Source organism: Shimia sp. FJ5 (assembly GCF_032918335.1).
Taxonomy (GTDB): Bacteria; Pseudomonadota; Alphaproteobacteria; order Rhodobacterales; family Rhodobacteraceae; genus Shimia; species Shimia aestuarii_A.
Window position 1 is genome coordinate 552,545 of sequence record NZ_JAWJUV010000001.1, and the last position, 18,512, is coordinate 571,056.

General features: G+C 61.9%; 23 protein-coding genes. 14 read left to right on the forward strand and 9 right to left on the reverse strand.

Annotation, left to right across the window (positions count from 1 at the left end):
- Positions 1 to 2 precede the first annotated feature (2 nt).
- On the forward strand, positions 3 to 398 hold the full coding sequence (locus tag R1W01_RS02840; protein WP_297757756.1) for a hypothetical protein: 396 nt from the start codon (positions 3 to 5) through the stop codon (positions 396 to 398).
- Here the strand turns inward: R1W01_RS02840 and ppx are convergent.
- The 4 genes from ppx to R1W01_RS02860 form a co-directional block, all read right to left on the reverse strand.
- Positions 395 to 1,936, reverse strand: coding sequence for an exopolyphosphatase (gene ppx / locus R1W01_RS02845; protein ID WP_243613130.1), 1,542 nt, complete (start codon positions 1,934 to 1,936; stop codon positions 395 to 397). The genes R1W01_RS02840 and ppx overlap by 4 nt on opposite strands.
- Before the next feature lie 91 nt (positions 1,937 to 2,027).
- The gene (locus tag R1W01_RS02850; protein WP_243613129.1) at positions 2,028 to 4,202 is read right to left on the reverse strand and encodes an RNA degradosome polyphosphate kinase; all 2,175 of its coding nucleotides are present in this window, start codon (positions 4,200 to 4,202) and stop codon (positions 2,028 to 2,030) included.
- A gap of 55 nt (positions 4,203 to 4,257) precedes the next feature.
- Positions 4,258 to 4,956, reverse strand: a complete 699-nt coding sequence (locus R1W01_RS02855; protein ID WP_243613128.1) for an HdaA/DnaA family protein — start codon at positions 4,954 to 4,956, stop codon at positions 4,258 to 4,260.
- Positions 4,957 to 4,958: 2 nt separating this feature from the next.
- A complete protein-coding gene (locus R1W01_RS02860; RefSeq protein ID WP_243613127.1) occupies positions 4,959 to 6,032 on the reverse strand; it encodes an AI-2E family transporter in 1,074 nt (357 codons plus the stop codon).
- Between the two features lie 188 nt (positions 6,033 to 6,220).
- On the opposite strand from R1W01_RS02860, the gene proS reads away from it, so the two are divergent.
- The 4 genes from proS to R1W01_RS02880 all read left to right on the forward strand — a co-directional run bounded on the left by proS (position 6,221) and on the right by R1W01_RS02880 (position 10,379).
- Entirely contained in the window at positions 6,221 to 7,573 is a 1,353-nt protein-coding gene (proS, locus tag R1W01_RS02865; protein WP_243613126.1) for a proline--tRNA ligase, read from the forward strand.
- 151 nt (positions 7,574 to 7,724) lie between these two features.
- Entirely contained in the window at positions 7,725 to 8,351 is a 627-nt protein-coding gene (locus R1W01_RS02870; RefSeq protein ID WP_297757762.1) for a GDSL-type esterase/lipase family protein, read from the forward strand.
- Positions 8,352 to 8,416: 65 nt separating this feature from the next.
- A complete protein-coding gene (locus R1W01_RS02875) occupies positions 8,417 to 9,703 on the forward strand; it encodes a lipoprotein-releasing ABC transporter permease subunit (protein ID WP_243613124.1) in 1,287 nt (428 codons plus the stop codon).
- Positions 9,696 to 10,379 (forward strand): ABC transporter ATP-binding protein, encoded by a 684-nt coding sequence (locus tag R1W01_RS02880; RefSeq protein ID WP_297757765.1) that lies wholly within the window; start codon positions 9,696 to 9,698, stop codon positions 10,377 to 10,379. Before R1W01_RS02875 ends, R1W01_RS02880 begins: the two co-directional genes overlap by 8 nt.
- Before the next feature lie 3 nt (positions 10,380 to 10,382).
- On the opposite strand, the gene R1W01_RS02885 is transcribed toward R1W01_RS02880, so the two are convergent.
- The gene (locus tag R1W01_RS02885; protein ID WP_243613122.1) at positions 10,383 to 10,829 is read right to left on the reverse strand and encodes a DMT family transporter; all 447 of its coding nucleotides are present in this window, start codon (positions 10,827 to 10,829) and stop codon (positions 10,383 to 10,385) included.
- Between the two features lie 22 nt (positions 10,830 to 10,851).
- Positions 10,852 to 11,262: a PaaI family thioesterase gene (locus R1W01_RS02890; protein WP_317275028.1), complete on the reverse strand. Its 411-nt coding sequence runs from the start codon at positions 11,260 to 11,262 to the stop codon at positions 10,852 to 10,854.
- Positions 11,263 to 11,408: 146 nt separating this feature from the next.
- Here R1W01_RS02890 and R1W01_RS02895 point away from each other — a divergent pair, with 146 nt between their 5' ends.
- From R1W01_RS02895 to R1W01_RS02905, 3 genes are read left to right on the forward strand one after another with little or no spacing between them, the layout of a single operon-like run.
- Positions 11,409 to 11,774 (forward strand): c-type cytochrome, encoded by a 366-nt coding sequence (locus R1W01_RS02895; RefSeq protein WP_297757768.1) that lies wholly within the window; start codon positions 11,409 to 11,411, stop codon positions 11,772 to 11,774.
- 26 nt (positions 11,775 to 11,800) lie between these two features.
- Positions 11,801 to 12,211 carry a c-type cytochrome gene (locus tag R1W01_RS02900; protein ID WP_297757771.1) on the forward strand — a complete coding sequence of 137 codons (411 nt, stop codon included), beginning with the start codon at positions 11,801 to 11,803 and terminating at the stop codon, positions 12,209 to 12,211.
- The gene (locus tag R1W01_RS02905; RefSeq protein WP_297757774.1) at positions 12,208 to 12,618 is read left to right on the forward strand and encodes a c-type cytochrome; all 411 of its coding nucleotides are present in this window, start codon (positions 12,208 to 12,210) and stop codon (positions 12,616 to 12,618) included. The genes R1W01_RS02900 and R1W01_RS02905 overlap by 4 nt, the downstream gene beginning before the upstream one ends.
- Positions 12,619 to 12,637: 19 nt before the next feature.
- Here R1W01_RS02905 and R1W01_RS02910 read toward each other — a convergent pair whose 3' ends face one another.
- The 3 genes from R1W01_RS02910 to R1W01_RS02920 form a co-directional block, all read right to left on the reverse strand.
- Positions 12,638 to 13,705: a YeeE/YedE family protein gene (locus R1W01_RS02910; RefSeq protein WP_297757776.1), complete on the reverse strand. Its 1,068-nt coding sequence runs from the start codon at positions 13,703 to 13,705 to the stop codon at positions 12,638 to 12,640.
- 54 nt (positions 13,706 to 13,759) lie between these two features.
- Positions 13,760 to 14,098, reverse strand: a complete 339-nt coding sequence (locus R1W01_RS02915) for an ArsR/SmtB family transcription factor (protein WP_243613117.1) — start codon at positions 14,096 to 14,098, stop codon at positions 13,760 to 13,762.
- Positions 14,099 to 14,271: 173 nt separating this feature from the next.
- On the reverse strand, positions 14,272 to 14,640 hold the full coding sequence (locus R1W01_RS02920) for a thioredoxin family protein (RefSeq protein ID WP_243613116.1): 369 nt from the start codon (positions 14,638 to 14,640) through the stop codon (positions 14,272 to 14,274).
- 73 nt (positions 14,641 to 14,713) lie between these two features.
- On the opposite strand from R1W01_RS02920, the gene R1W01_RS02925 reads away from it, so the two are divergent.
- The 6 genes from R1W01_RS02925 to soxA all read left to right on the forward strand — a co-directional run bounded on the left by R1W01_RS02925 (position 14,714) and on the right by soxA (position 18,472).
- On the forward strand, positions 14,714 to 15,454 hold the full coding sequence (locus R1W01_RS02925; RefSeq protein ID WP_243613115.1) for a cytochrome c biogenesis CcdA family protein: 741 nt from the start codon (positions 14,714 to 14,716) through the stop codon (positions 15,452 to 15,454).
- A 35-nt stretch (positions 15,455 to 15,489) separates the two neighbouring features.
- A complete protein-coding gene (locus tag R1W01_RS02930; protein WP_297757782.1) occupies positions 15,490 to 16,068 on the forward strand; it encodes a thioredoxin family protein in 579 nt (192 codons plus the stop codon).
- A 196-nt stretch (positions 16,069 to 16,264) separates the two neighbouring features.
- Positions 16,265 to 16,741, forward strand: coding sequence for a sulfur oxidation c-type cytochrome SoxX (gene soxX / locus R1W01_RS02935; RefSeq protein WP_243613113.1), 477 nt, complete (start codon positions 16,265 to 16,267; stop codon positions 16,739 to 16,741).
- A 36-nt stretch (positions 16,742 to 16,777) separates the two neighbouring features.
- On the forward strand, positions 16,778 to 17,194 hold the full coding sequence (gene soxY, locus R1W01_RS02940) for a thiosulfate oxidation carrier protein SoxY (protein ID WP_243613112.1): 417 nt from the start codon (positions 16,778 to 16,780) through the stop codon (positions 17,192 to 17,194).
- A gap of 18 nt (positions 17,195 to 17,212) precedes the next feature.
- Positions 17,213 to 17,542 carry a thiosulfate oxidation carrier complex protein SoxZ gene (soxZ, locus tag R1W01_RS02945; RefSeq protein WP_243613111.1) on the forward strand — a complete coding sequence of 110 codons (330 nt, stop codon included), beginning with the start codon at positions 17,213 to 17,215 and terminating at the stop codon, positions 17,540 to 17,542.
- A 75-nt stretch (positions 17,543 to 17,617) separates the two neighbouring features.
- A complete protein-coding gene (gene soxA, locus R1W01_RS02950) occupies positions 17,618 to 18,472 on the forward strand; it encodes a sulfur oxidation c-type cytochrome SoxA (protein WP_243613110.1) in 855 nt (284 codons plus the stop codon).
- Positions 18,473 to 18,512 lie beyond the last annotated feature (40 nt).

The following is an 18,512-nucleotide window of genomic DNA, read 5'->3' on the forward strand; positions in this document are numbered from 1 at the left end:
CCATGAAACCCATCGTGATCGCCTTTTCCCTTGCTCTGACTGCGTTGCCCGTCGCTGCGCAGGAGGACGCCGCGCCCGAAGCCGAGGCCCCAAGCGAGGGGTTTTCGCTCATGGAAGAGGGGGCAAAGCTCTTCCTCAAGGGGCTTCAGAGCCAGATGGAACCAGCCCTTGATGGGGTCGAGGATTTCGCCTCAAAGTTTGGCCCGGCGTTCGGCTCTTTCCTGAAGGAAATGGGGCCCGCGCTTTCGGAGATGGCTGGCAAGGTCGAGGATTGGAGCGTCTATGAGGCGCCGGAGATGTTGCCCAATGGCGATATCATTCTGCGCCGCAAGCCGGAGATCACGCCGGAAGAGACGCCAGAGATCGAACTTGACGAAGACGGGTCGACAGAGCTTTAGCGCTTGATCTTGACGATCGGCGTCGCCTCGAGCGCGGCGGCGAGCGAGGCAAATCGCGCCTCGGCAACCTCTCCGAAGAGTGCTTCCGAGCCTTGTGGCAGGTGCAACTCCAACTCGCCCTTTTTCGGACGCCACTTGAGATTGCCAAGGTCGGCGGAGGGGTCCATCCAGAGCATCGCGCCAAAGCGCATCGCCTTGCCAAGGACTTCGGCCTTCTTCTGGGTCTTCTCGTCGATCAGGTCATAGAGGCCCTCGAACCGTGTCCCCTCGCGCTTGTTGCGGTAGCGGTGCAGCAGGGCGAGACCAAGGAAGACGCGTTCGGAATGGCGCAGACCGCCGAGATTGGCGCGGGTGGCGTTGTCGAAACAGACCTCGGCGCGGTAATCGGGATGCGCCCGCCAGCTTACGTCATGCAACAGGCACGCCGCCCGCACGAGGCGCAGCGTATCGTGGCGGGCCGAGTTAAAGAGCGGGCGGATGAAGTAGTAGAGCTGCCGTCCGAAACCGGGCAGGCGCGCGTCCTTGTCCTCGGCAAAGCGGCAGGCCTCGATCAGCGGATCGCGGGCGCGCAGCGGGTCGGGCATCTGTTCGTAGAGCATGCCTTCGCGGATGCCGTAGGAACTGACCGCAATGTCATGTGGCTTGAACTGGCGCACCACGGCTTTGAGCACGTCGATCGCATAGGGCACGAGGGCCATGCGGTTCGACGACACGCCACAGCGCGTGCGAAGCTCTTCGGGATCATGCGCGGCGATGTATTTCGCGGTGGCGTTGATCGCCTTGGCGCTCATCCGATATTCGTGCAGCACGTGCAGAGGATAGCCGCGCCGCTCCATGTCGATGCGCGCGATGGCGCGCCATGACCCGCCGACGAGGAACAGGCGGTTGCGCTGGCTGCCCATCGTGTCCTCGAGCTGGGCGAGCGTCTCTTTGATAAAGGCCTTGCGCCCCTTTTTGCCGCCTTTGATTTCCTTGAGCTTGAGGGGGCCAAGGGGCGAGGTGACGCGCTTGCCGACCTCGCCATCGTTGATCTCTGCAAGCTCCATGGACGAGCCGCCAATATCACAGACAAGCCCATAGGAGCCGGGCCAGCCGAGAAGCACCCCCTGCGCCGAGAGGCGGGCTTCTTCCTGACCGTCGATTACGTGAATCTTGAGGCCGGTCTCGCGCAGCACTTCGGCGCAAAAATCCTGCCCATCCTCGGCTTCGCGCACGGCGGCGGTTGCGACGGCAGTCAGCTCACCATGACAAATCTGGCTTGCAAGGGCCTGAAACCGTCGGATCGCCGAGAGGGCGCGCGCGCGGCCTTCGGGGTTGAGCCGTCCGGTCTCCGACAGCCCCGCACCCAGGGCGCACATGATCTTTTCGTTGTAGAAATAGGCCGGGCTTCGTGCGGCACCATCAAACACCACGAGGCGGACAGAGTTTGACCCGACATCGACAACCCCGACCCGGCTCAGGGCGCGGGAGGAGGGATCCTTGAACAGGGGCCGACCGAAGACGCCCCAATCCTGTGCTGCGTCGATATCGCCGTCCATGATTCCCCCGGTTCGTCTCGGGCCAGTTTATCCGTCCCGGCCCGGTGCAGGTCAACCATGCAAGGCAGCGTTTTCTCGAAAGAAAACGCTCTTAGTCCTCGGTATGCGTCAGTTTCGGCACGTCCGACGCGCCTGCCGAACCGCGGCCCGAAAGCGACGGATACTCCATAAAGAAGCGGTGGCAGGAAAAGGCGAACTCGCCCTCGGGGATCTCGGCGCGCTGGAAATGTCCATCCGGTTTCATGACCCAGCTCTGTGCCACGTCGGCAAGGTTCGCGGCCATGATCTGGCTCACGATCTGGGCCTTCACGGTGGCGTTGTTGATTTCGACAAGTGTCTCCACCCGGCGGTTGAGGTTGCGCCCCATCCAGTCGGCTGACGAGATGAACACCCGTGCTTTCTTGGACGGCAGCCCGGCGCCATTGCCGAAACAGACGATGCGCGAATGTTCGAGGAACCGGCCGACCACGGATTTGACCCGGATGTTCTCGGACAGCCCTTTGACACCGGGACGCAATCCGCAGATGCCGCGGATCACCAAAGAGATTTTCACCCCCGCCTGGCTTGCCCGATAAAGCGCGTCGATGACTTCGGCGTCGATCAGGGCGTTCATCTTGGCCCAGACTTCCGCAGGTTTGCCCGCCTTTGCGTGTTCGATCTCGCGGTCGATCATCTCGATCAGGCGCGGTTTGAGCGAATGGGGCGAAATCGCAAGGTTTTCAAGCTTCTCGGGTTTTACGTAGCCAGAGAGATAGTTGAACACCTTGGTTGCGTCGCGGCCGAGTTCGGGATCACAGGTAAAGAGGCTGAGGTCCGTGTAAATCTTCGCGGTGATCGGGTGATAGTTGCCGGTGCCGTAATGGGTATAGGTCACGAGGTTGTCGCCCTCGCGGCGCACCACGGTTGATATCTTGGCGTGGGTCTTCCAGTCGGTGAACCCATAGACCACATGCGCGCCGGCGCGTTCAAGGCGGCGGGACTGGCGAATGTTGGCGGCCTCGTCGAAGCGGGCCTTGAGTTCCACAAGCGCGGTCACGGATTTGCCGTCTTCCGCCGCCTCGCAAAGCGCCTCGACGATGGGAGAATTCTTCGACGTGCGATAAAGCGTCTGCTTGATCGCCACCACGTTGGGATCGCGCGCTGCCTGTTGCAGGAAGCGCACCACCATGTCGAAGGTCTCATAGGGATGATGCAGGAGCATGTCCTTCTGGCGGATCGCGGCGAACATGTCGCCGTCGAAATCCTGCACCCGCTCGGGCACACGCGGGATGAAGGACGGCCACAAAAGGTCCGGGCGCTCGTCCACGACAAGTTCCTTGAGGTCTGCAAGGCCGATCATGCCGTCGATCTCGACGACCTCGTCCTCGGTCACGTGCAGCTCTTCCATGATGAGCGATTTGAGGGCGTCCGGTGCATCGGTCGAGATTTTCATCCGCACCACTTCGCCGCGACGGCGACGTTTGAGTGCCACCTCGAATTCGCGCACGAGGTCTTCGGCCTCATCCTCAACCTCGAGATCGCTATCGCGCAGCACGCGGAACGAACAATGCCCCTTGGCCTTGTAGCCGGGGAACAGGCTATCGAGATGCAGAAGCAGCAGTTCTTCAAGCGGCAACGCCCGCGTCACCCCATCGGGCGAGGGCAAAAAGATGAAGCGATCAATCTGATGCGGGATCGGCAAGAGCGCCTTGAGTGTGCCCTTGTCCTTGTTCCGCTCAAGCTGCAGCGCAAGGGAATAGCCGGTGTTGGGGATAAAGGGGAACGGGTGCGCCGGGTCGATGGCCAGCGGCGACAGCACCGGAAACACCTTGTTGAGGAAGGTATCGGCAAGGAACTCCCGGTCCTCCGGCTCAATCGCCTTGTGATCGAGGATATGGATATTCTCCGCTTCCATCTCGGCGCGCAGGGACCGGAACATGCGCTGCTGCGATTGCAGGAGGTTGCGGGCGTCCTCGTTGATGAGGATAAGTTGCTCGGCGGGCGTCAATCCGTCCTGCGCCGGGGTGGTGTTGTTCTCGCGCACAAGCTCGCGCAGGCCGGCGACGCGGACGGTATAGAACTCGTCAAGGTTGGTGGCCGAGATGGAGAGGAAGCGCAGCCGTTCCAGAAGCGGCACGCGCATATGCTCCGATTCCTCCAACACACGCCAGTTGAAACCAAGCCAGCTCAGCTCGCGATTGTAGAAGCGGCTTGGGCCCTCGGGATCAATCTCGGGGATATCAACAGCGGCGGGGAAGTCGGATTTCAGAAAGTCAGCTTGTGTCATGGCGTTGATATCGCATCGTCAGGTAACGGAGAAATGACACTATCTGCCTGTTTTTTCAGGAAGTCCAGCCGGGCAGGGGCGGGTTCTCGGAGTGCTCGAAGACCCGCCGGGCGAGGGCGCGGGTGAGCGGGCGTTGTTCGCTGAGAGAGAGCGCATCAAGGCGCTCGACGATCTGGCGCGCGGCGTCAAAAGAGCGGTCCATGCGCCCGACAAGATAGGGGATCACATCCGTGTGCGGCGTCAACTGTCGGTCGCTGAAAAGCTTGGCGAGGACCACGGCCAGAAGCGTATCATCCGGTTCTTCAAGGGTGGCCACTGTGGTGCCCTGCATCCGGCTCTTGAGATCAGGCAGCGTCAGCCCCCAATGCGCCGGGTCGCCATGCCCGCTAAGCAGAAGGCTATGGCCCTCGGCAAGCACGAGGTTGTGCAGGTGAAACAGCGCGGTCTGCGCCTCCGGGTCATCGGCGATTTCCGGCACGTCCTCGACGGCGACAGGCCCGCCAGCAAGGGCCGGGATATCGGCCTCTGCCAGAGCCTGCGCGGCAAGGATCGTCGCGCCGGACCGCGCTGCCCAGACATGGGTCAGATGCGTTTTGCCTGCTCCGGCGGGGCCGGACAGGAGCAATTTGCCTCCTGGCCAGTTCGGCCAGCTTTCGACAAGACCAAGCGCCATGGCGTTGGCGGGGCTGACAAAGAAGTCGTCGCGCCCCAGCGCGGTGCGCACTGGAAGGGTGAGGTTTAACTGCTCGGGCATGTTCAGTCCTCAGACTCCGCCCTGCCGGAAAGGCCGGTATAGAGGCGAGACCCCTTGTAGTGACCAATGGCAAAGCGTGCGAGCACACCCATCGAGGCCGCCACAGGCACCGCGACGAGCATCCCGACAAAGCCGAAAAGCGCCCCGAAGACCGAAAGCGCAAGGATGAGCCAGACCGGGTGCAACCCCACGGACGATCCAACGAGGTTCGGGGTCAGGATATTGCCCTCGACCACCTGCCCAAGGATGAAGATCCCCGCGACAAGGCCAAGCGAGACCCAATCGCCCCAGAACTGAAACAGGCCGAGGCCGATGGCCAGTGCGCCACCAAGGATCGCGCCGACGTAGGGAATAAAGGTAATCAGCCCCGCAAAGGCCCCGACGACGAGGCCGAATTGCAGCCCCACCAGCATCAGCGCGATGGCGTAATAGGTGCCAAGCACAAGGCAGACCGTGCCCATGCCGCGAATGAAAGAGGCGAGCGTGGTGTCGATCTCCCCCGCAAGCTTGCGGATGGTCGGGGCATGATCGCGGGGCAGGAGGTTGTCGACCTGCGCCACCATGTTGTCCCAGTCCATCAAGAGGTAAAAGGCCACAACCGGGACGATCACCAAGAGCAACACGATATTCAGAAGCGATAGCGCCGAGCTCAGCACGCCTTGCAGAAGTGCGCCGCCGCGTTCCTGCACCGCTTGGCCGACCTTCATCAGCGTCTCACGCGCTGCCGAGCCTTCACGCAGGAGATCCGGGAAGCGTTCATTGAGGAAGCTCTGGAGGTCGCGGGCAATATCGGGGGCGATATTGAACAGGGTCACAAGCTGTTGGATCAGGGTCGGAATGACAGCCAGGGCAAGGACGACAAAGATCACCAGCGCGACAAGCGTGATCACCACGGTTGCCATCACCCGGCTAAGCCCCATCGTCTCGAGACGGTCGGCCACCGGGTCGAGGAAATAGGCAATCGCGCCGCCAAGGATAAACGGCAGCATGATGTCGCCAAGATACCAGAGTGCGAGGCCGAAGACGGCCAGTGCAACACCCCAGTATTTCATCTGGTCGCGGATCGGTAGCGCCATGGCCCCCTCTTTGTCGCTTGTTCTTCCACATTGCCCACCGCGCGCGCCAGTTCAAGAGGGCAGGGAAATTATATCGTCCCCCGGCGAAGATGCGCGCACCCCCGCGTTGCGGCTCTGCACCCTTGTGCGGGCGCGTGCAAAGCCATAAACGGAGGACGAAACCCAAGTTTAACGCCGATGGAGCCGACATGCGCCTCTCCCGCTACTTCCTGCCCGTTCTGAAAGAGACGCCTTCCGAGGCGCAGATCGTGAGCCACCGCTACATGCTGCGCGCGGGCATGATCAAACAGCAATCCGCCGGGATTTATTCCTGGCTGCCGCTCGGCTTCAAGGTGCTGCGCAAGATCGAGAATATCGTCCACGAGGAACAAATCCGTGCGGGCCATATTCCGATCCAGATGCCGATCCTTCAGGGCGCGGACCTGTGGCGCGAATCCGGGCGCTATGACGACTATGGACAGGAAATGCTGCGGATGCAGGACCGGCACGGCCGCGACATGCTCTATACGCCGACCGCCGAAGAGATGGTGACGGATATCTTCCGCGCGCATGTCTCCTCCTACAAGGATCTGCCGCTGACCCTCTATCAGATCCAGTGGAAATTCCGCGACGAGATCCGCCCGCGTTTCGGCGTCATGCGGGGCCGCGAGTTCTACATGAAGGACGGCTATAACTTTGACCTTTCCAAGGAAGACGCGCTGCACGCCTATAACCGTCACCTCGTGAGCTACCTGCGCACCTACGAGCGCATGGGCCTTCAGGCGATCCCGATGCGCGCCGATAGTGGCCCGATCGGTGGCGACGATACGCATGAGTTCCTCGTTCTGGCCGAAACCGGCGAGTCGGAAGTGTTCTATGACAGCGCCGTGACCGACCTGACATTTGGCGACCGCGAGATCGACTATGACGACGTGGCGCAGTGTCAGGGCGTTCTTGAAGAGTTCACCTCGAAATACGCCCGCACCGACGAAACCCATGACGAAGCCCTGTTCAACCAAGTGCCCGAAGAGCGCCGCCGCGTGGCGCGCGGTATCGAGGTCGGTCAGATTTTCTATTTCGGCACCAAGTATTCCGAAGCCATGGGCGCCACCGTGCAGGACAAGGACGGCAACAAGGTTCCGGTCCACATGGGCAGCCACGGTATTGGCGTGTCGCGTCTCCTCGGCGCGATCATCGAGGCCAGCCATGACGACAAGGGCATCATCTGGCCTGAGGGCGTGACGCCGTTCCATTGCGGTATCGTCAACCTCAAGCAAGGCGATGACGAGGCCGATGCGGCCTGTGACGCGCTTTACAAGTCGCTGACCGCGCTGGGCCTCGAGCCGCTTTATGATGACCGCAAGGAACGGGCCGGGGCGAAATTCGCCACCATGGACCTGATCGGCCTGCCGTGGCGGATCACTGTCGGGCCGCGCGGCCTCAAGAACGGTGTGGTCGAGCTCACCTGCCGGCGCACTGGTGAGAGCGAAGAACTGCCGCCCGAACAGGCGGTTGCGAAGCTTGCCGGGATTTACGAATCCCACATGGTGCGCGGTCTCTGATCTGCGGTTCTGATCGGCGCGCCTTGCAGGCGCACAGGTTTTCTCGTCAGCACCCCCTGATCGGGGGCGCTGCCTGCGCAGTCTTGCCTCCGGCGGGAGTATTTGTGCAAAGGTGAAGACAGGGGCGCGCACATCAGTTCGGGAGGCAGATATGAAAACGGTTCTTTGTTTCGGTGATAGCCTGACCTGGGGGTCTTGCCCACAGACCGGCGGGCGGCACGGACATGCGGATCGTTGGCCTGTGGCGCTTGGCGAGACGCTTGTCGGGGTGGAGATCATCGCCGAGGGCTTGCGCGGGCGCAGCACGGTTTATGACCGCCCCACGGCACCGGCGGATATGAATGGTGGGCGCATCCTGCCTGTGCTGCTCCATAGCCACGCGCCTGTGGACCTCGTGGTGATCATGCTCGGGATCAATGATCTTTGCGAAGGATGGGATGTGTCGCATGTGCGTGACGGGTTGATGCGCTTGGTCGAGATCGTGCGGCACCATCCCTGGCGTCTGCCAGAGACCGATGTGCCCGATATCCTGCTCGTCTCGCCACCGCCGATGACGCCCTGTTGGGATGCGGATGTGACGGCGCAGAAAGTCTCTCGGTCCGAAGCGCTCGCCGCGGCGATTGCGCCGCTGGCCGAGGCGATGGATGTGGGGTTCTTCGATGCGGCCAGCGTCGCGCGGGCAAGCACGGCGGATGGCTATCATCTCGAGGCGGCGGACAGCCGGGCCCTTGGTCTCGCCCTGCGCAATGTGGTGGCGGGGCGGTTGGGGCTTTCTTGACGCGCCCTGTGTCGCGGCCTAGGGTTCAGCGCAAGAAAAAGGCCGACTAGAGAGCCGGAGCAGACATGGCAGGCACACCCCCTCCTTTTGCCGCGTTCGAGTGGATGATCGCGTGGCGTTACCTTCGTGCGCGGCGCGCCGAGGGCGGCGTGAGCGTGATGACTTGGATCAGCCTTGTCGGGATCACGCTGGCGGTGTTCGCACTGATTGCGACGCTGGCGGTGCGCTCGGGATTTCGGGCAGAATTCGTCGACACGATCCTTGGCTCTAACGCACATGTGACGGTCTACCGCTCGGGCGAAGTTGCCGAGAACGGCCGCATTGATCGCACGATCCAGGACTTCGAAGCCGTGGCCGAGCGCCTGCGCGAGGTGCCGGGCGTGGTGCGCGCGGCGCCACTCGTCAAGGGGCAGGTCATGTCCAACCTGCGCAACCGTAACGCCGGCGTGGAAGTTTTTGGAATCCGGCAGGAAAACCTTGCCGAGTTGCCTCGGATCGCGGACCCGGAAACCGGGCGGGGCGACATCGCGCGCTTCGAGGAGGGCATCGCCATCGGCTCGGGTGTGGCGCAGGAACTGGGCGCCATCGTCGGCGACCGGATCAAGCTCATCTCGCCCAATGGCGTTAAAACGGCCTTTGGCACTTCGCCGCGCGTGAGTGCCTACGAGGTGGTCTATATCTTCTCGGCGGGGCGCTATGACATTGACCGCACGCGCGTCTACCTCCCCTTTGCCGAGGCGCAGAACTTCTTTGACCGCGACGGTGTGGCGGACGAAATTGAAGTGATGGTTGAGGCGCCGGAAAAGGTCGCCGACATGTCCGTGGCCCTGTTGCGGGCGGGCGGAGATCGCACGCTGCTCTGGACATGGAAAGACGCTTCGGGCGGGTTCCTGCGAGCGCTCGAGGTCGAGGACAACGTGATGTTCATCATTTTGTCGATCCTCGTGTTGATCGCGGCGATGAATATCGTCTCAGGTCTCATTATGTTGGTAAAGAACAAGGGGCGCGATATCGGTATTCTGCGCACCATGGGGCTCTCCGAGGGATCGGTTCTCAGAGTCTTCTTTATCTGCGGGGCGTTTACGGGCCTTATTGGAACCTTTTTTGGCGTGCTGCTCGGATGTCTTTTTGCGATCTATATTGATCCAGTGTTCGCTTTTGTAAACATGATGATGGGCGGCGGCGTCTGGGATCCGTCCATTCGCGGCATTTATCAGCTCCCTGCAAAGCTTGAATTCGCGGATGTGATGAGCGCGGTTGGCCTGTCGCTTGGGCTATCATTTGGGGTGACGATCTTCCCGGCGCGCCGGGCGGCGCGGATGAACCCGGTGGAGGCGTTGCGCTATGAGTGATCCGATCCTGCGCCTGAGCGGCGTCGAGAAGAGCTATAACAAAGGGTTGGAGAGCGAAGTCAACGTGCTTGGCGGTATCGACCTTGAGATCGCGGCGGGCGAAATCGTTGCCCTTGTCGCGCCCTCCGGCGCCGGGAAATCAACGCTGCTGCACATCGCTGGATTGCTCGACACACCGGATGCGGGAGAGGTCGCCATCGCTGGCGAAGTGCTCACCGGGCGCTCGGATCGCAAGCGCACTTCTGCGCGTCGGCGCGATATCGGATTTATCTATCAATTCCATCACTTATTGCCCGAATTTAATGCGATGGAGAATGTGTCTCTGCCGCAACTGGCGAATGGTATTTCCCGCAAGGAGGCTGACGCACGGGCGCAGGATTTGCTCGCGCGGGTGGGTGTTGCTGAGCGCGCAGATCATCGTCCGGCAGCGCTCTCGGGCGGTGAACAACAGCGGGTTGCTTTCTGCCGTGCGCTCGCCAATGCGCCGCGTCTTTTGCTCGCGGACGAGCCGACAGGAAACCTTGATCCGACGACCTCGGATCAGGTCTTTGACACGCTCATGGGATTGGTGCGCGAGACCGGTCTCGCGGCGCTGATCGCGACGCATAACCTTGATCTGGCGCGTCGGATGGACAGGGTTCTGCGGCTCGATGCAGGCGGGCTCACACCCGCCTGACTATCAGGCCTGTTGCGTGAGCCAGACGCCTGCCGCCATCAAGGCGATGCCGCCGGACCGTGTGAGCGAGAGCGGAGAGACTTGCGCACCGAAAAGTCCGAAATGGTCAATCGCGGCGGCCGAGATCAATTGCCCCAGAAGCACGAAGAACACCGCGTTACCGACGCCGAAATGCGGCGCGACATAGGTGATCGACAGCACGTAGAAGGCCACGAGCAGCCCCGCGAGAAAGAGGTGTTTCGGTGCGCCAGAGGCCTTGGCGAGTGCCGGTGCGCTGCCGGTCAGGACAAGCGTGACGACCGCCGCCGAGAGCGCCACGAGAAACAGGATCACCCCCGCCGCCACGGGCGCGCCGAGGCGTTGGCCGAGGGCGGCGTTGAGCGCGGCAAGCACAGGGATGCCGATTCCTGCGGCGAGCATAGTGGTGGCGTAGATGCTGGTCGGCGGCATGGGCGCGTCCTCGTGTGATCGATCAAGGGTTGTAGAAGGTGGCGGTGGCCGTGGCCACGGGCTTGTCATCGGGAAGCGCGACCATCGTCGCGCGGGTGAACAGAAGCGCCTTGCCCGCGCGCACGATCTCCGCATCGCAGCGGATACGCTCGCCTTTTCCGGGGCGCAGGAACTGGAGGTCGAGATTCGTGGTGGCGACGGGGGCGGGGGCTTGAAAATGGCCAATCGCGGCAAAGACCATCGCCGTATCCGCCATGGCGGCGAGCGCTTGGCCTGAGACGATTCCGCCAAAGCGGGCCAGCTCGGGGGTGATCGGCATCGAGAGCGTGGCGCCGGAGGGCGAGATCTCGTCGATCGTCAGGTCGAGCGCCCGAACCCACGGCGCGAAATACTCGCCCAGAATCGTCTGGGCCTGTGCCGGTGTCATGCTCATGGTGCGCGTCTCCCCCCGCGAATGTCCTGTCGTAGGCGAGAATGGCGGTTGTTCCGAGAAATGTCACCTGCATATGATCGGGATCAAGGCGCGCCCTTGTGATGGGCTCGATCATGGGGCCACAGGACGACAGGAGAAAGCGACGGATGCGGCGAGCATGGGGAATAGCGGCACTGGCCCTTGCGGGCGTTGTGATTGGATGTGCGTCGGTCGAGTCACGTGGCCGCACGGTCTATGATCTGCATTGCGTGATGTGTCATGGAGAGAGCGGGCGCGGTGATGGATATTTTGCCGACCAGCTTCTGAGCCTGCCGCCCGATCTGACGCGTCTTGCGCGCGAGAATGGCGGGACGTTTCCGGCGACACGGGTGGCGCTTTCGATCACAGGCGAGGGCCGGGATGCGCACTTTAGCGGGGCGATGCCTGATTTCTCGGATCTGGATGTGTCGGGGATCGCACCGGATAGTCAGCTTGAGGCAGTGGTCGCCTATCTTGAGAGCATCCAGCAATAGACCCCTATTCGGGGGAGGAGAGCGAGATGAAATACTTACCTGCATTGACAGCTTCGGCCGTGTTGAGCGTGCTTGGCGCTTGTCTTGGGGCCGCCGAAGGCGATCCGGAACGGGGCGAGGCGCTTTATCTTGAGCATTGTGTCGCCTGTCACGGCGTCGATCTTGAGGGCAAGGGGCCGATGGCGGGGGTGATGATCATCAAACCCTCCGACCTGACGGCGCTCAGTGCCGGAAACGACGGGGTCTTTCCGCTTGTTCGGGTCATCAAGCGGATCGACGGGCGCGACCCGCTGGTCTCGCACGGGAGCCCGATGCCGGTCTATGGCACGCTCTTTGAGGGGCGCGATCTCGCGCTGAAGACCGAGACGGGCCAACCGATCATGACAAGCCAACCGGTGGCCGATCTTACGGTCTACCTTGAAGGGGTGCAGAAATGAAAACGGCGCTGACGATCTTGGCCACGGGCGGAGCCGTGGCGGTGCTTCTGGCGTGTACGGCATATGAAATGCCCGAGAACCGCGAAGGCCGGGCGATCTATGACGCGCATTGCGCCATGTGTCATGGCGCGGATGGGCGCGGGCAGGGGGATGTCGCGGCGGGCATGATGCCGGCGCCTGCGGACCTGACTACCTTGGCGCGCGGCAATGGCGGCGCCTTCCCGGTCAACCGCGTGCTGAGCCAGGTGGATGGCTATCTCAAGGGCGAGGGCGGGGATGACATGCCGGAGTTTGGCGAGTTGCTCGAGGGTGATCTCGTCCCGGTCGAGACCGATGACGGCACCCTCACGCCCACACCGCGCCCGCTTGCGGCGCTTCTGGCCTATCTCGAGACGGTGCAGCGGTAAGGAAGGCGTCCGCCCGCGACTATTCCGCGGGCTGGAAGCCTTCGATCAACTGGCGCAGACCAATGGCCGCCCCGGCAAAGATCGCGAGGAAGGTGACCGGCGCGGAAATCGCCAGAAGCGAAAAGGCGGTGATGCCTTGCCCCACGGTGCAGCCGATGGCGAGGATCGCGCCCGCGCCCATGATCATCGCGCCGACGATCTGACGGCGGAGTTCGCGCGGGTCTTCGCAGGCTTCCCAACGGAAATGCCCCCGGATCATCGACCCGATGAAGGCCCCGAGCCAGACTCCCGCGACCGATCCCACCGCAAAGGAGAGCGGGCGCACCGAGCCATTCATGGCCCAGAGGATGCTTTCGCCCACCGGGGCGGAGAAACTATGCGACACGAGCGGCGTGGCGCTGAAGCTATTGCTGGAGACCCATTGGCTTCCGGCCCAGCCCGAGACCACGGCAAGGCCCACGGCAACGGCCCAGAAGATCGATTTCGGCTCGCGTAGCATCTCACGCGAGGCCAGCGCGCCGATGAGGATCAGCGCCCCGATGGCAAGTCCGACAAAGGCCGGGGCAACCCCGGTCCATGCGCCAAGCTGATGCGCGATGCTGGGCGGAACGGCACTTGTGACTTCGATTTGTGGAAAGGCCCAGTTGCGCAGGGGCGCAAGCGGCCCGGCGAGGACAACGTAGGTCGAAACCCCCATCACAAGGACGATCACAAAGCTGCGCAGGTCGCCGCCGCCAAGCCGCGCAATCGCGCCATAACCGCAGTTCCCTGAAAGCGCCATGCCATAGCCGAACATCAGCCCCCCGAGCACCGAGGCCAGCGGCATCCAGCGGATCGAGTAGTAGAAGGAGGCTTCCGGTTCGAGATACCCCGATGCAATGAGCGTGAAGGAGCCAAGCACCGCGGTGCCGATGGCAATGCCCCACATGCGCATGCGCAGGTCGGAGCCACCGTAGAGAAGGTCTTCAATCGCGCCGAGGGTGCAGAACCGTCCAAGTCGCGCCGCAAGTCCGAGGACCACGCCCCCGAGACAGCCCAATAGGGCGACCATATTGGCGCCGCCCAGATATTCCAAAAGTGCCAGCATGTCCGGTTGCTCTCCTCAGGTACCGGTGTGCGTGTCCCGATCCCCGAGGCGCGGTCAGTCGTTACCGTTGCAGAAGAGATCGTAGACCACTTCGAGTATACGCCTTGGACGGTGATCCGCCAATCTATAATAGATCGTCTTGCCTTCGCGGCGCGGAATGACGAGCCCTTCGAGGCGCAGGCGGGAGAGTTGCTGCGAGACGGCGGCCTGCCGAGCCGAGAGGAGGTCTTCGAGTTCGGTCACTGATTTCTCGCCATTGACGAGGTGACAGAGGATCATCAATCGGCCTTCGTGGCTGATTGCTTTCATGAAGTTCGAGGCCTTGGTCGCATTGGCGACCATGGCGTCCATTTCTTCGTCACTGATGTCGTCGTTGAACACCGGAAGTGCCATGGGATCTGTCCTCGCTCCTGTCGGGTCCCCGTCTTGGGGAGGCCGGGCCTCTTTGTGCCTTCGCGGGTGCCTGTTTCGGACCCGGGCCGTCGTTTCTATCCCTCATGCAACGCTGTTTCGGGGGGCGTCTATCCGGAACGCTGCGTCGCGTTGGGCGGTCCGGCGCCTGTGTCTTAACGGGTGCTGCCTTCGAATGCAGTGTTGTCGGCCAGCATCTTTTCGATATGCCACCAGAAGAAATCCTCACCCGGATAGCCTTCGAGGCGGGCAACCTCCCGGCCTTCGTCGATCAGAAGGAAGGTTGGCGTGTAGTTGATCGCGCGCGCATAGCGAAGATCGTCCGGTGCCTTGCGAAGGTCCTCGCGGCGCAACGGCGCAAACTGCCCGGCCTCGGTCTTGGGGTAGATCGGGGCAATCTCCTCGTTCCAGAGGCGACAGGTATAACAGCCTTTCTGCTCGACGATGACAAGCTCCACGGCCCAGGCGGGCAGGAGAGAGCCAAACAGAAGGGCGACAGACAAGAGCACAGAACGTAGCGTCATGAAAAATCCGGTAGACGAGCGCATTACGCAAAATATAATTTGAATATATGCATAAGGCAAGGAGGAGGGGAGGATGCTTGAAATATCCTTCGTGGGAGCGGCCGTTGCCGGGCTTCTATCGTTTTTCACACCCTGTGTTCTACCCATGGTGCCGTTTTACCTGTGCTACATGGCCGGGATCTCCATGTCGGAACTGCAAGGCGACGGCGGAATCGCCAAGGGGGCGCAACGCCGCCTGGTGATCTCTGCGATCTTCTTTGCGCTTGGGGTGACCACGATCTTCGTGCTGCTCGGCATGGGGGCAACCGCGCTCGGTCAGGCCTTCGCCCAATGGAAACAGCCCTTGTCCTATGCGGCGGCGGCGCTTCTGGCGCTGTTTGGTCTGCATTTCCTTGGCATCCTCAAGATCGGCCTGTTTTACCGCGAGGCCAAGATCGAAAGCACCGCCGAACCCAAGACCATCCTTGGCGCCTATGTCATGGGCTTGGCCTTCGGCTTTGGCTGGACGCCCTGCGTTGGCCCGGCGCTGGCCTCTATCCTGATGGTGGCCTCAGGCATGGGTGATCTGTGGCGCGGCGCGCTTTTGCTCTTCGTCTATGGCCTTGCCATGACCGCCCCCTTCATCATCGCCGCGCTGTTTGCCCAGCCGTTCCTGAAGTGGATGCACCGCAACCGCCGCTATCTGCCTTACGTGGAAAAAGTGATGGGGGTGATGCTGCTCATCTTCGCTATACTCATCGCGACCAATAGCGTGAATCACATCGCCAACTTTATGATCGAATACGGGCCGTCCTGGCTTTCGGGGATCGGCTGATCGCAATGTCATCAGTGCCAGGGGAGGGACCATATATGACACGCCTTTTCACAGCTTTTCTCGCCGTTCTCTTTGCCGTGCCGGTTTGGGCCGCGGATGTGGATGCGGACGGCCTGCACAAGGTCGATTGGTATCAGGACACCTGGAAAGACCTGCAAGAAGACTTTGCCACGGCCAAGGAAGAGGGCAAACGCCTTCTCATCATCGTAGAGCAGCGCGGCTGCATCTATTGCCGCGAGATGCACGAGACATCGTTCAAGGATGAGAAGGTGCGGGCGCGCCTGACCGAGGATTACTACCCGATCCGCATCAACCTGCACGGCGCGACCGAGATGGTCGACACCGATGGCGAAGCGATGGAGGAACGCGCGGCGGCGCGCAAATGGGGGGTGATGTTCACGCCCACCATGATCTTCATGCCGCCGGACCTGGACGAAGAAACCTCCGCGATCCGCCAGGCCGTTGCCGTCATGCCGGGCGCGTTCAAGCCGGGCACGACATATGACCTGCTGACATGGGTGCTCGAAGAGCGCTATCTCGACCAGTCCGAAGAGGATTTCCAGCGCTACCATGCGCGGATGATTCGGGAGCGTCGCGCCGAGCAGGGCGATTGAATCCAAAACATGCGGTGCGCGGACATGATTATTGCGCGCGCCGGGGTCTATTGAAAACAAATGAAAAGCCGCTCTGGCCCGCGATTTCGTGTGCAATTATTCACTAACGTGAATTTGTTGTTGCGTTAAGGGGGACCGGTAGCCTACGGTATACCGAGCTTACCTAGCCAGAGTAAGGTAGCCAAAGGGAGGAAACATGAAGCTTTCGACATTGACACTGGTGGCCTCGCTTGCCGCCGGCACCGCAATCGCCGGCCCGGTGGCCCCTGCCGATGTGGCCTATACGGAATATGGCGCCGTGGAAACATCGCTGTCGGGCACTGCGGGCGATCCCGCGAACGGTGCCAAGGTGATGACCACGAAATCGCTGGGCAACTGTATTGCTTGCCACCAGGTCACCGCGTTGAGCGAAGCGCCGTTCCACGGGAACGTCGGTCCGTCGCTGGACGGGGTTGGTGATCGCTGGAACCTTGCCGAACTGCGCGGCATCCTCAGCAACGCCAAGAAGACCTACGAGGGCACCGTGATGCCGGCCTATTATGTTGTCGACGGGTTCACCCGTCCGGGCAACGCCTATACCGGCAAAGCAGCGGAAGGTCCGCTGGATCCGCTCCTGAGCGCCCAGCAGATCGAAGATGTAATCGCATTCCTCTCGACGCTCAAAGACGAGTGACGAGAGACAAACAACCTTAATCCCAAGGAGAATCAGATGGACTTCACGAGACGTGAAACTCTGGCACTCGGTGCAGGGGCGGCGGCGCTGACCGTTCTTCCCTTCCGCGTGCACGCTGCCGCTGACGAGGCGATCGCAGCATTCACCGGCGGTGCGGACGTGGCCGATGGCGGCGTCGACCTGACCGCCCCGGAAATCGCTGAGAACGGCAACACCGTTCCGATCAGCGTCGACGCAGAGGGCGCCGTGTCGATCCTGCTGCTCGCAACGGGCAACCCGACCCCGGGCGTTGCGACCTTCAACTTCGGCGAGCTGGCTGGCTCGCAGATGGCATCGACCCGTATCCGTCTTGCCGGCACCCAGGACGTGGTTGCCATTGCCAAGATGGCGGACGGCTCGTTCGCAAAGGCATCGTCGACCGTCAAAGTCACCATCGGCGGCTGCGGCGGCTAATCAGAGGAGAATAGGAACATGGCATCTGGTGTGAAACCCCGCGTCAAAGCTCCGAAGAAGGCAGAAGCCGGCGAAGTTGTGACCATCAAGACCCTCATCTCTCACAAGATGGAATCGGGTCAGCGCAAGGACAAAGAGGGCAACCTCATCCCGCGTTCGATCATCAACCGTTTTACCTGCGATTTTAACGGTAAGAACGTGATCGACGTGACCCTTGAGCCCGCGATCTCGACCAACCCGTATTTCGAATTTGAAGCGACGATCCCGGAAGCGGGTGAGCTCAAGTTCACGTGGTATGACGACGATGGCGACGTGTACGACGAAACCAAAGCTGTCGCTATCGGCTAAATCTGGCCGCTAGACCAAGGCACATCTGTCCTGCCCCCACGAGAGGGGCAGGGCGGTTCCAAGGGAGGAAATGCGATGAAATTCAAGGCAACAACTGCGATTGCCGCACTTGTGATCTCGCTGCCGGCGTTGGCGCTGGCGGATCCGGACGACGACACGCTCGTCCTCAATGGCGAGACAGAAATGGTCACCAAGACCGCCGCGCCGGCACACCTGTCGGACGCACTGGACACCATCATGTCGGGCTGGCACTTCCGCTCGGATGAGACCCAGGTGATGCAGGCAGATGATTTCGACAACCCCGGCATGATCTTCGTCGAACAGGCGATGGATGACTGGAACACCGAGATGGGCACCAAGGGCAAGTCCTGCGCGTCCTGCCACGGTGACGTCGAAGAAAGCATGAAAGGCGTCCGCGCTGTCTATCCGAAATGGAATGACAGCAAGGAGAAAGTCTACACCATGGAGATGCAGATCAACGACTGCCTCACCGACGGTATGGGCGCAGAAGCCTGGAAGAAATCCGGCGCACAAATGGCCCGTATGGAGGCTCTGATCTCCGTGCAGTCGCGCGGCATGCCGGTCAACGTGGCGATCGACGGCCCGGCCGAAGCGACCTGGGAGTGGGGCAAAGAGCTCTACTATACCCGCACTGGTCAGCTCGACCTGTCCTGCGCGTCCTGCCACGAAGAAAACTATGGCAACCACATTCGCTCGGACCATCTCAGCCAGGGCCAGATCAACGGCTTCCCGGTGTATCGTCTGAAGAACGCGAAACTCACCACGGCCCACGGTCGCTTCAAGGGCTGCGTGCGCGATACCCGCGCCGAGACCTACAAGCCGGGTTCGGACGAGTTCGTCGCGCTTGAGCTTTATGTCGCCTCGCGCGGCAACGGCCTCTCGGTCGAAGGGCCCTCGGTCCGCAACTAACACCGCAAAGGCCCGCTCCCGAGCGTAAAACGGGGCGGGC